General features: G+C 66.2%; 11 protein-coding genes. 8 read left to right on the top strand and 3 right to left on the bottom strand.

Annotated features, from left to right (window positions below):
• Positions 1-229 precede the first annotated feature (229 nt).
• Entirely contained in the window at positions 230-1135 is a 906-nt protein-coding gene (locus QQK25_RS20775) for an asparaginase (protein ID WP_284189678.1), read from the top strand.
• Between the two features lies 1 nt (position 1136).
• Here the strand turns inward: QQK25_RS20775 and QQK25_RS20770 are convergent, their stop codons facing one another.
• The gene (locus QQK25_RS20770) at positions 1137-2933 is read right to left on the bottom strand and encodes a monovalent cation:proton antiporter-2 (CPA2) family protein (RefSeq protein WP_284189677.1); all 1797 of its coding nucleotides are present in this window, start codon (positions 2931-2933) and stop codon (positions 1137-1139) included.
• Between the two features lie 319 nt (positions 2934-3252).
• Here QQK25_RS20770 and QQK25_RS20765 point away from each other — a divergent pair, with 319 nt between their 5' ends.
• Positions 3253-4419, top strand: a complete 1167-nt coding sequence (locus QQK25_RS20765) for a PEP-CTERM sorting domain-containing protein (protein WP_284189676.1) — start codon at positions 3253-3255, stop codon at positions 4417-4419.
• Positions 4420-4437: 18 nt separating this feature from the next.
• Here the strand turns inward: QQK25_RS20765 and cysB are convergent, their stop codons facing one another.
• Positions 4438-5379 carry an HTH-type transcriptional regulator CysB gene (gene cysB, locus QQK25_RS20760; RefSeq protein ID WP_153163192.1) on the bottom strand — a complete coding sequence of 314 codons (942 nt, stop codon included), beginning with the start codon at positions 5377-5379 and terminating at the stop codon, positions 4438-4440.
• Positions 5380-5501: 122 nt separating this feature from the next.
• Here cysB and QQK25_RS20755 point away from each other — a divergent pair, with 122 nt between their 5' ends.
• Genes QQK25_RS20755 through cysN form a run of 6 tightly spaced genes read left to right on the top strand, consistent with a single transcriptional unit; the run spans position 5502 to position 11547 of the window.
• Positions 5502-6281 carry a sulfite exporter TauE/SafE family protein gene (locus QQK25_RS20755; protein ID WP_153163191.1) on the top strand — a complete coding sequence of 260 codons (780 nt, stop codon included), beginning with the start codon at positions 5502-5504 and terminating at the stop codon, positions 6279-6281.
• A 42-nt stretch (positions 6282-6323) separates the two neighbouring features.
• Positions 6324-8006 (top strand): nitrite/sulfite reductase, encoded by a 1683-nt coding sequence (locus QQK25_RS20750; RefSeq protein WP_284189675.1) that lies wholly within the window; start codon positions 6324-6326, stop codon positions 8004-8006.
• Positions 7999-8523 (top strand): DUF934 domain-containing protein, encoded by a 525-nt coding sequence (locus QQK25_RS20745; protein WP_284189674.1) that lies wholly within the window; start codon positions 7999-8001, stop codon positions 8521-8523. The genes QQK25_RS20750 and QQK25_RS20745 overlap by 8 nt, the downstream gene beginning before the upstream one ends.
• 13 nt (positions 8524-8536) lie before the next feature.
• Positions 8537-9262, top strand: coding sequence for a phosphoadenylyl-sulfate reductase (locus QQK25_RS20740; protein WP_284189673.1), 726 nt, complete (start codon positions 8537-8539; stop codon positions 9260-9262).
• A gap of 33 nt (positions 9263-9295) precedes the next feature.
• Positions 9296-10231 (top strand): sulfate adenylyltransferase subunit CysD, encoded by a 936-nt coding sequence (gene cysD / locus QQK25_RS20735; protein WP_284189672.1) that lies wholly within the window; start codon positions 9296-9298, stop codon positions 10229-10231.
• 32 nt (positions 10232-10263) lie between these two features.
• A complete protein-coding gene (gene cysN / locus QQK25_RS20730; protein ID WP_284189671.1) occupies positions 10264-11547 on the top strand; it encodes a sulfate adenylyltransferase subunit CysN in 1284 nt (427 codons plus the stop codon).
• 433 nt (positions 11548-11980) lie between these two features.
• Here the strand turns inward: cysN and QQK25_RS20725 are convergent.
• A partial coding sequence (locus tag QQK25_RS20725) for a transposase domain-containing protein (protein WP_284189670.1) occupies positions 11981-12252 on the bottom strand: 272 nt, incomplete at its 5' end.

The following is a 12252-nucleotide window of genomic DNA, read 5'->3' as shown; positions in this document are numbered from 1 at the left end:
CTCGCATCGAACGCCCGGCGTTTCTGTTTCATCAAGTTCTCCTCTACGGGTGGATGATCCACCTATCGAGGTGTCCGAGGAAATTAGACCACTACACTCAGACCTGCAAACGCGGACCTCAAAGGTCCACTCGTCCCCCCCTGAGGTCCGGACATGCCAGTCCGGGCTTCAATCCCGCCGCATCCAGTGGCATGCTCGGCGCCATCCCCCGCCCCCCTGCCCCACGACCATGATCCATCTCATCGCCACCGGCGGCACCATTGCCGGCGAAGCCGATCCGGAATCCGGCGGCGCCCGTTATCGCGCTGGCGTGCGCCCCGTGGGCGCCCTGCTGGCCGCCGTGCCGGGCCTCGACGCCTTCGACCTCTCCGCCGAGCAGGTGCTTTCCCTCGACAGCAAGGACATGACGCCCGACGGCTGGCTGACGATCCTCGCCGCGGTGCGCCGGGCGCTGGGTGATCCGGCAACGGATGGCGTGGTGATCCTCCACGGCACCGATACGCTGGAAGAAACCGCCTATTTCCTGCAGCTCACCGTGCCCGGCGGCAAGCCGGTGGTGCTCACCGGCGCCATGCGCCCGGCCGACCACCCCCAGGCCGACGGCCCGGCCAACCTGCTCGCCGCGGTGCGTCTTGCTGCCAGCCCGGAGGCCCACGGCAAGGGCGTGCTGGTGGTGATGAACGCCACCGCCCACGCCGCCCGCCATCTGGTGAAAGCCCGCACCACCGGGCTCGACGCCTTCGAATCCGCCATCGACTGGACCGATGCCCGGCCCGACGGCCGCTTTGCCGATCTCGCCGCCGATGCCCTGCCGCGGGTGGACATCCTGCCCGGCTACGCCGGCGCGCCCGCCGGGCTGCTCGACGCCTGCGTGGCCGAAGGCGCCCGCGGGCTGGTGCTGGCCCTCACCGGCCACGGCAGCGTGCCGTCGGCGTGGCTGCCGGCGCTGCGCCGGGCCAGGGAGAAAGGGGTGGTGATCGTCCGGGCCAGCCGCTGCGCCGGGCCGGTGATCCGCAACGCCAACGCCAACGACGACGCCGAAGGCTGGCTCACCGTCGGCAGCCTGCCGCCGCCCAAAGCACGCATCGCGCTGATGCTGGCCCTCGCCTGCGACGGCCCCTTCACGGCGGACTGACTCAGGCCCTGCCGGCCGTCTTGGCCGGACGCTCCTTCTTCGCAAAGGCCTCGCGGGCTTCCTCGAGGATCTGCGCCAGCTCGTCGCGGGCTTCCTTGGACGACTGGATCAGCTTGCCCTCGTCGTGGTCGATGGCCTGCTGGCGCGCCAGCACCTCGGCGTCGTGGCGGGCAAAGCGGGTCACCATCTGATCCACCAGCGCCGGCGGCTCGTGGAGGAGCTCCAGCGTCCACCGGGCCATCTCGAGGCTGGATGGCAGCGCCTCGCGGATCTGCCGCTCGATGCCCATGTCCATCAGCCGGCTGGCGTGGAAGCGGTTGCGGGCCCGGGCCACGATCTGCACATGGGGAAAATGCTTCTTCACCAGCTCGGCGGTGCGCAGGGACGCCTCCACGTCGTCGATGGCCAGCACGAAGACCTTGGCCTCGCCCACCTGGGCAGCGTGGAGCAGATCGAGATGGGCCGCGTCGCCGTAGAACACCTTGAAGCCGAACTTGCGCACGGTTTCCACCTGGCCAGCGTCGGCGTCCAGCGCGGTGAAGCGGATGCCCCGCGCCAGCAGCAGCCGGCCCACCACCTGCCCGACCCGGCCGAAACCGGCGATCACCACGTCGCTCGCCTCGGAGGGCATCTGGTCGTAAGCCTTGGGCGGCCGCCGGCCCGCCTCGCGCCGGGCCAGCCAGTCGCCGAACATCAGCAGCAGCGGCGACACCGCCATCGACAAGGCCACCACCAGCGTCAGCTTGTCGGCCTGCACTTCGCCCAGCACCTTGAACGACTGGGCCGCATCGAACAGCACGAAGGCGAACTCGCCGCCCTGGGCCAGCGCCAGCGCCAGCATCCGCGAACCCAGCTTGGGCCCGCCCACCAGCCGGCGCAGGCCGTACAGCACGACCACCTTGATGAACACCAGCCCGGCCGTGAGCCCGATGATCTGCCACGGAAACTTCACCAGCAGGGTGAGGTTGGTGGACATCCCCACCGCCATGAAGAACAAGCCCAGCAGCAAGCCCTGGAAAGGCGCGATGGACGCCTCCAGCTCGTGACGGAACTCGGAATCGGCCAGCAGCACGCCGGCGATGAACGCACCCAGCGACATGGACAGCCCGCCCGCCTGCATCAGCAGCGCCAGCCCCAGCACCGTCACCAGCGCCGCCGCGGTGAACATCTCCCGGCTATTGACCCGCGCCACGTGGCGGAACAGCAGATCGAGGAGCGGCCGCCCCACCACCACCACCGCCACCAGCAGCCCCAGGCCCACCGCCGGATGGGTGAGCGCGGTGGGCTTGCCGGTGCCGAAGAGGGGAATCAGCGCCAGCAGCGGAATCACCGACAGATCCTGGAACAGCAGGATCGCGAAGGCCTCGCGCCCGTAACGGGTCGATAGCTCGCGCCGCTCGGCCAGCGTGGGCAGCACGAAGGCGGTGGACGACAGGGCCAGGATGATCCCCACCAGCGCCGCCGCCGACATCGACAGGCCCGTGTACAAGCCCGCCGCCGCCAGCGCCGCCGCCACCCCGAAAAGCTGCATCGCCCCCAGCCCGAAAACCGACTTGCGCAGCGCCCACAGCCGCGACGGTTTGAGTTCCAGCCCGATCACGAAGAGCAGCAGCACCACGCCCAGCTCGGCGGTGTGGAGCAGGTTGTCCGGGTCGCGCACGAGCTTCACGCCGTAGGGGCCGATGAGCATGCCCACCGCCAGATAGCCGAGCACCGTCCCCAGGCCGGCGCGCTTGAAAAGCGGCACGAAAAGCACGGAAGCCAGCAGCAGGGCGGCGAAGGTCGTCAGGGATTGCATGATGGAAAAACAGCGGGCGGCTTGGAGCGTTCAAGTCTCTCACAAAGCACGGCGGCAATTCGAAATGGAAGGATCCGGAAACAATCGGGCCGCCGGCTGCCAACTCCGTCACGCAAATCCGGGGAGCCCCGCCCGGGGCGGTGTCGACCGGCTTTACACGGCCCGCCCAGCGCCTTAGGCCGAACGAATCAACAAACGTCAAAAACGAAGCAAATTCGGCGACTTATCACAAAACTCTAAATTCGGCACAGGATTTGCGTAAATTTTGGTGTCTTGCTTGTTTTTTCGCGAATTCCCACGGAGCATCCAGGAGGAAAAAATGAAAATCAGCAAAAACAAGGCCCTGACAGCAGCCACGATCGTTTCAGCATTTCTGTCACCCCTCGCAGACGCCACGCCCCTCGCCGTTTACGCCGGCCCCGCCATCGACAAGAGCTCCCCCGCCTGCGCCACCTTTGGCGACATGCTCAGCTGCTCGGCGCCAATGCTCAACTACATCGCCGGCCTCGCCCAGAGCACCGGCACCGACAGCGGCGGCTACCTGCTGTCCACGCCCCAGGGCATGCTCAAGGAGACGGTCGTCGTCCAGGCCGGCGGCGCGGCGCCCCTCGACAACAGCGACACCAGCCCGACCAATCCGCCCACCACCGACGGCAGCCGGGTGGAGAACGGCTTCAAGACCAACCGCGGCGGCGACAACTTCCTCGCCACCGGACGCGCCACCGGCACCACGATGGAAGCCGGCAACATGAGCGATCCGGCCAACAACCAGCTCGCCGCCGGCGCCGACAACATCGGCACCTGGGACGTGAACGCCGTGTGGTTGCGCGATGCGCTCACCATCGGCGGCGTGCGCCACGAGCTGATGCTGGGCTTCGACTACAACCAGCCCCAGAGCGCCACGACCTCGGTGGATTACTGGGGGCTGATTACCGTCCGCGACACCGACGGCGCCCTGCCCGACATCCACTACGAAGTCGGGCGCGACACCGGCCTGTCGTACGGGGCCTTCACCAGCACCAAGCTGTTTTACGATGCGCCGGCCTCGACCGACTTCGCAACCGTCTACGGCACGATCTGCATCTACGAGCACACCACCCTGCGCAACCCGGGCGGCAGTTGCCCGTCCGCCACCGGCTCGACCGGCGCCCTGATCGAGAGCATCGACAACTCCCAGGGCACCGAGAACGCCGAATTCCTGGCCTTCCTGCCCGAGCTCAACGCGAGCCTGGAGAGCTACATCGGCGCCGGTTACGACACCATCTCGGTGCGCCTGCTGTTCGGCTGCTTCGGCGGCACGACCAAAGGCAATGGCGCCGGCTACCTGAGCGACGGTGGCGAGACCACCAACTGCGACAGCGGCGGTTTCGGCGACGTGTTCATCCTCGCCGGCAGCGCGATGTACGAAACACCCGAACCTGCCACCCTCACCCTCGCCGCCCTCGGCCTGATCGGTGCCGTCGTCCTCCGCCGCCGGCGCCGTTGAGGCTCTCGACGGCCGGGCTCACAGCCCCGGGTCTTCGCCGCCCCCCGCCAGCGCCGCGTCCACCACGTGGCGCGACAGGTGGGGGGCGAACAGCTCGATGAAGGCGTACACGTAACCGCGCAGCCACGCGTTGCGGCGCACGCCGATGCGGGTCGTGCTCGACTCGAAGAGATGCGCGGCGTCGAGCATGCCCAGATCCTTGTCCACCGCAGCGTCGTAGGCCATCCTGGCCAGGATGCCGATCCCCAGCCCCATGCCCACGTAAGTCTTGATGATGTCCGAGTCGATCGCGGTGAGCACCACATTGGGCTTCAGGCCCCGGCCGATGAAGGCTTTGTTGATCTGGTTACGACCGGTGAAGGCAAAGTCGTAGGTGATGATCGGATAGCGGGCGATACCCTCGAGCGTGAGCGGCTGGGTGCTCAGGATGGGATGGCGCACCGGCGCGATCACGCAGCGGTTCCACTGGTAGCAGGGCAGCATCACCAGCTCGTGCTCCTCGGCGATGGCCTCGGTGGCGATGGCGATGTCTGCCTCGCCCGACAGCACGTATTCGCACACCTGGCGCGGGTTGCCCTGATGCAGCGACAGGCGCACGTTGGGGTAGCGCGTCATGAAGGCCCGGATCACCGGCGGCAGCGCGTAACGGGCCTGGGTGTGGGTGGTGGCGATCGACAGGCTGCCGCTGGCCTCGTTGCTGAACTCGGCCCCCACCTGACGCAGGTTGTCGACATCGAGCAGCATCCGCTCGGCGATGGCCAGCACCTGCTGCCCCGGCTCGGTGACCGCCACCAGGCGCTTGCCGTGGCGCACGAAGATCTCGATTCCCAGCTCGTCCTCAAGCTGACGGATCTGCTTCGACACCCCTGGCTGGGACGTAAATAGCGCCTCGGCCGCCTCCGACACGTTGAGGCGATGGCGGACCACCTCGAAAACGTAGCGCAATTGCTGGATGTTCATACCTGCTCCCGCCGCCGCTGCGCGGCCTATATAACTTTTTGTTCTTATAGTTTAACTCAAACCGACTTCTACCCTCTAACCGCTCCGTTTACGATGCACCGCACAAGACATTGGGGCTCATCATGGACATCGCCTACACCATTGCAGGTTTTTCCGTCGGCGCCATCGTCGGCCTTACGGGCGTGGGCGGTGGTTCGCTGATGACGCCGCTGCTGGTGTTGCTGTTCGGCGTGCCGGCCTCGGTCGCGGTGGGCACCGACCTGCTTTACGCCGCCATCACCAAGGCCGGAGGCACCCTCGCCCACGGCCTCAAGGGCACGGTGGACTGGAGCGTCACCCGGCGCCTCGCCACCGGCAGCATCCCGGCCTCGGCGATCACCCTGCTGGTGGTCGGCAACTTCTTTCCCGGTGGCATCGGCGGCGCGATCGGCCTGATCAAGGTCGCCCTGGGCATCGCCCTGCTGCTCACCGCGGTGGCGATCATCTTCCGCAAGAAGATCCAGGATTTTGCCCTGAAGCATTCCGAAGGCCGTGAGAACCCACGCCGCACCGCCATTCTCACCGTCGCCACCGGCGCCGTGCTGGGCGTGCTGGTGTCGATCTCGTCGGTGGGCGCCGGCGCCCTGGGGGTGAGCGCGCTGTTCTTCCTGTATCCTCGCCTCCCCACGCTGCGCATCGTCGGCAGCGACATCGCCCACGCGGTGCCGCTCACGCTGGTGGCCGGCATCGGCCACTGGTTTCTCGGCAGCGTGGACTGGGCCCTGCTCGGCAGCCTGCTGATCGGCTCCCTGCCCGGCATCTGGCTGGGGAGCCACATTTCCACCCGGGTGCCCGACCGGGTGCTGCGTCCGATTCTGGCAACCATGCTGGTCTTGGTGGGCAGCAAGTTGATCGCGGCCTGACCAGGCAGCGCGCCCCTGACAACCAGGACACATCACAAAATCATGTACCGTTACGACCCCTACGACCAGAAGATCGTCGACGAACGCGTCGCCCAGTTCCGCGACCAGACCCGCCGCTACCTGGCCGGCGAGCTCACCGACGACGAGTTCCGCCCCCTGCGCCTGCAGAACGGCCTGTACATCCAGCGCCACGCCCCGATGCTGCGCGTGGCCGTGCCCTACGGCCTGCTGTCGTCCACCCAGGTGCGCAAGCTGGCCCACATCGCGCGCACCCACGACAAGGGCTACACCCACGTCACCACGCGCCAGAACTTCCAGTTCAACTGGCCCGAGCTGAAGGTCGTGCCGGAGATCCTGGCCGAGCTCGCCACCGTCGAGATGCACGCCATCCAGACCTCCGGCGCGTGCATCCGCAACATCACCTCCGACCCCTTCGCGGGCGTCGCCGGCGACGAATACATCGACCCGCGTCCGTGGTGCGAAGTGCTTCGCCAGTGGAGCACCTTCCACCCCGAGTTCGCCTTCCTGCCGCGCAAGTTCAAGATCGCGGTGAATGGCGCCGGGCAGGACCGCGCGGTCATCCAGTGCCACGACATTGGCCTCGAACTCAAGCGCGATGCGGCCGGCGAGATCGGCTTCCGCGTGCTGGTCGGCGGCGGCATGGGCCGTACCCCGATCATCGGCGAAGAGATCACCGACTTCGTGCCGTGGCAGCACATCATCACCTACTGCGAAGCCATCCTGCGCGTCTATAACCGCTACGGCCGCCGCGACAACCTCTACAAGGCGCGGATCAAGATCCTCGTCAAGGCCCTGGGCATCGCCGAGTTCAAGCGCCAGGTGGAAGCGGAATGGGAATTCGGCAAGAACGGCCCGAACACCCTCACCGAAGCCGAAGTCGCCCGCGTTGCCGGCCACTTCACCACCCCGGCCTACGAAACCCTGCCCGCCGAAGACGCCGGCTACGCCGCCCAGCGCAGCGCCAACCCGGCCTTCGCCGCCTGGGCCCGCCGCAACGTGCTGGCCCACAAGGTGCCCGGCTACGCCATCGTGGTGCTGTCCCTGAAGGACCCGAAGCGCGCCCCTGGCGACATCACCGCCGAGCAGCTCGATCTCGTCGCCGACTGGGCCGACGCCTACAGCTTCGGCGAGATCCGCGCCACCCACGAGCAGAACCTCGTGCTGGCCGATGTCAAACAGTCCGACCTCTTCGCCCTCTGGGAGAAGGCCCGCGCCACCGGCCTCGCGACGCCGACCTTCGGCTTGCTCACCGACATCATCTGCTGCCCGGGCGGCGATTTCTGCGCGCTGGCCAACGCCAAGTCGATCCCCATCGCCAACGCCATCCAGGCCCGCTTCGATGATCTGGATCACCTCTACGACATCGGCGACATCGAGCTCAACATCTCGGGCTGCATGAACTCCTGCGGCCATCACCACGTGGGCCACATCGGCATCCTCGGCGTCGATAAGAACGGCGAGGAGTGGTATCAGGTCAGCCTCGGCGGCAGCCAGGGCAACAACACCAGCATCGGCAAGGTCATCGGCCGCTCCTTTGCCGCCGCCGAAATGCCCGATGTGATCAGCAAGATCATCGACGTCTACCTGGCCCAGCGCCAGGATGGCGAGCGCTTCATCGAAACCGTCCGCCGCACCGGCCTCGACCCGTTCAAGCTCGGCGTGTATGGCGAAGCCGCCGTCAAGGAAAGGAAGCACAATGCCTAAGCTCATCAAGAACGGCCAGGTCATCGACGACGCGGCCCAGATCCTCGTCCTGGACGAAACCCAGGCGCCCGAAGCCCTAACCCTGCCCGAAGGCCCGCTGTTCGTGCCGCTGGCCGTGTGGCAGGCCCACAAGGGCCAGATCTCCGGTCGCGCCAGCGTCGGCGTGTGGCTCGACAGCCACGAGAACGTGGACGAGATCGCCGACGACCTGGAAGGCATCACCGCCATCGCCCTCAACTTCCCCAAGTTTACCGACGGCCGCGCCTACTCCGCCGCCGCGCTGCTGCGCAGCCGCTACGGCTTCAAGGGCGAGATCCGCGCCATCGGCGACGTGCTGCGCGACCAGTTCTTCTTCATGCAGCGCTGCGGCTTCGACGCCATCCAGCCCAAGGCCGGCAAGTACTCCGATGCCCAGCTCGAAGAAGCCCTGGCCAGCCTGAAGGATTTCTCGACCCCCTACCAGGCCGCCATCGACCAGCCGGAACCGCTGTTCCGCCGCGCCCAGCGCGCCGCCTGAGCCCGGAGACGCCATGCATCCCAATCAGAACCCCAAGCTCGACGATCCCGCGCTGCTGGCCAGCCTCGAAGCCAAGGTCGCTCAGCTCAAGGCCGACCTGGCCGCCTGGGCTGCCGAGCTGCCGGCCATCACCATGGCCAACAGCCTCGGCGCCGAGGACATGGTCCTCACCGACGTGATCGCCACCGCCAAGCTGCCCATCGAGATCTTCTCGCTGGATACCGGCCGCCTGCCGCTGGAAACCTACGACCTGATGGCCAAGGTGCAGCAGCACTACGGCCTCAAGCTGAAGTTCTTCTACCCCAACCACGACGCCATCGAGGCCTACACCCGCGAGCACGGCATCAACGCCTTCTACGACAGCGTCGAGCTGCGCAAGGCCTGCTGCCACGCCCGCAAGGTCGAGCCCCTCGGCCGCGCCCTGGCCGGCAAGCAGGCGTGGATCACCGGCCTGCGCGCCCAGCAATCCACCACCCGCACCGACCTGCCCAAGCGCGAGTTCGATGCGGGCAACGGCCTCATCAAGTTCAACCCGCTGTCGGAATGGACCGAAAAGGAAGTCTGGGCCTACATCCGCCTCAACAAGGTTCCGTACAACGCCCTCCACGACAAGTTCTACCCGAGCATCGGCTGTGCGCCGTGCACCCGCCCGGTTTCGATTGGCGAAGACGTGCGCGCCGGGCGCTGGTGGTGGGAGAATCCGGAAACCAAGGAATGCGGCCTGCACGTCAAGAAGTGACGCGCACCGAAGAACCCTCAAACGAGTAAAGCAATGTCGACGCTCACCAAACAAACCCTGAGCCACCTGGACTGGCTCGAATCCGAAGCCATCCACATCATGCGCGAGGTGGCCGGCCAGTGCAGCAACCCCGTGCTGCTGTTCTCCGGCGGCAAGGACTCCATCTGCATGCTGCGGATCGCCGAAAAGGCCTTCCGCCCGGGCAAGTTCCCCTTCCCGCTGATGCACATCGACACCGGCCACAACTACCGCGAAGTGGTCGAGTTCCGCGACAAGCGCGCCGCCGAGCTGGGCGAGCGCCTCATCGTGCGCTCCGTCGAAGACTCCATGAAGCGCGGCACCGTCGTCCTCAAGCACGAGAACGAATCCCGCAACAAGCACCAGTCGGTCACCCTGCTGGAGGCCATCGAGGAGTTTGGCTTCGACGCCTGTATCGGCGGCGCCCGTCGTGACGAAGAGAAGGCCCGCGCCAAGGAGCGGATCATGAGCTTCCGCGACGAGTTCGGCCAATGGGACCCGAAGAACCAGCGCCCCGAGCTGTGGAACCTCTACAACGCCCGCAGCCACAAGGGCGAGAACATCCGCGCCTTCCCGATCTCCAACTGGACCGAGATGGACGTCTGGCAGTACATCGAGCGCGAACAGCTCGAGCTGCCGTCGATCTACTTCGCCCACACCCGCCCGGTGGTGATGCGCCAGGGCAGCATCGTCCCGGTCAATGTGCCGCTGATGACCGGCGAGCTGACCAATCTGCCCAAGGCCGGCGAAGAGATCATCGACCTGCAGGTGCGCTTCCGCACCGTGGGTGACATCTCCTGTACCGCGCCGGTCGAATCCGACGCCGACACGGTCGAGAAGATCGTCATCGAAACCGCCACCACCACGATTACCGAGCGCGGCGCCACCCGCCTCGACGACCAGACTTCCGACGCCTCCATGGAGCAGCGCAAGAAGGAAGGCTACTTCTAATCGCCGCCCCGGAATCCAAGGAATACAGAACCATGTCCGCACCCGAAAAACTGCCCGACGTTGACAACGGCCTGCTGCGCTTCCTCACCTGCGGCTCCGTCGATGACGGCAAGAGCACCCTGATCGGCCGCCTGCTGTTCGACACCAAGGCCATCCTCGCCGACACGCTCACCGCCATCGAGAAGACCTCCAACAAGCGCGGCCTCACCGCCGTCGATCTGTCGCTGCTCACCGACGGCCTGCAGGCCGAGCGCGAGCAGGGCATCACCATCGATGTCGCCTACCGCTACTTCTCCACCGGCACCCGCAAGTACATCATCGCCGACGCCCCGGGTCACGAGCAGTACACCCGCAACATGGTGACCGCCGCCTCCACCGCCAACGTCGCGATCATCCTGATCGACGCGCGCAAGGGCGTGCTCACCCAGACCCGTCGTCACAGCTACCTGGCCAAGCTGGTGGGCATTCCCCACGTGGTCGTCGCCGTGAACAAGATGGACCTGGTGGATTACGACCAGGCCACCTACGACAAGATCGTCGCCGAGTACAAGGCCTTCGCCGAACAGATCGGCCTCACCGACGTGCGCTTCATCCCCCTGTCGGCCCTCGTCGGCGACATGATCGTCGATCGCGGTGACAGCCTGAACTGGTACGACGGCCCGACGCTGATCGAGATCCTGGAAGCCGCCCCTGCCGCCCACACCGAAAAGGCCGAGAGCTTCCGCTTCCCGGTCCAGTACGTGTGCCGCCCGCAGGCCTCCGACGACCCCGAGCTGCACGACTATCGTGGCTTCATGGGCCGCGTCGAATCAGGCGAGATCAAGGTCGGCGACAGCGTCACCGTGCTGCCCAACGGCCTCACCACCAAGGTCAAGGACATCCAGCTCTACGGCGAATCCCTGCCCAAGGCGATCCACGAGCAATCCGTGACCCTGCTGCTGGAAGACGAGATCGACATCTCCCGCGGCGACATGATCGTCAACAGCGAAGAACTGCCGGCCCAGACCAAGCAGATCGACGCCGTGGTGTGCTGGCTCTCCGAGACCCCGCTGTCCCCGGCCCGCACCTACTGGCTGCGCCACACGACCCGTGAGGTCAAGGCCAAGGTCGCCGCCATCGCCCACCGCGTGGATATCAACACGCTCTCGAAGGATGCCGCAAGCACCCTGACGATGAACGACATCGCCCAGCTGAGCCTCAAGCTCGCGCAGCCGATCTTCGCCGACAACTACACCGACTCCCGCGCCACCGGCGCCTTCATCCTCATCGACGAATCGACGAACAACACAGTCGGCGCCGGGATGATCATCGGATGATGTAGCACGCGGCAGAGTACCCTACGGTACAGCCTTCGCAAAAATGCAAATCCCCAGGTTGCGGCAACGCCCCTGGGGATTTTGCTTTGGCAGGTCAAGCTGTCCCGAGCCACCGGTAGGCCGACAAGTGCAGTTCGATCATGCCCACGTGACGCGAAATCCCCAGAAAGGGACGCCACACTGGTGATCTGCCATCCCCCAGCTAGTCAAGCAACTCAACGGAAGAGCACTCAATGCCTAAAAAGGACTCCTCGTACTTCGACGACACTGCTACTCCTTCGAACCTGGCGGTACCTGTGGCACGGAAGGGCGCTGGCGACTCCCACGCACCGCCGACATTCTTAAACTTGAAACGCACCTGACGAAGGACTAACAGCACCCGCTCGCAGGCGCACCAACAGTAAGCACCCGGCGATCCCCTCTTGACCGAGCTTCAGGCGGAATCCGGTACCCACCGATGCGGCAACAACTCACCGATCCGACTCTGCGGCTGAGTCGGCAGTCGGGTTAGGACGTCCTTCAGATAGGCGTAGGGCTCGTGCCCATTCAGGCGCGCCGACTGGATCAGACTCATGATCGCCGCTGCGCGCTTGCCGGCGCGCAGCGAGCCGGCAAAGAGCCAGTTCTTGCGCCCGATGGCAATCGGCCGAATCTGGTTCTCGATCCAGTTGTTATCGATGGGGATGCGCCCATCCGTCAGGTAAT

The organism is Zoogloea oryzae (assembly GCF_030161255.1).
GTDB classification, from domain to species: Bacteria; Pseudomonadota; Gammaproteobacteria; order Burkholderiales; family Rhodocyclaceae; genus Zoogloea; species Zoogloea oryzae.
Note: the sequence above shows the minus strand (reverse complement) of the source record. Positions and strands in the feature narration are given on the sequence as shown.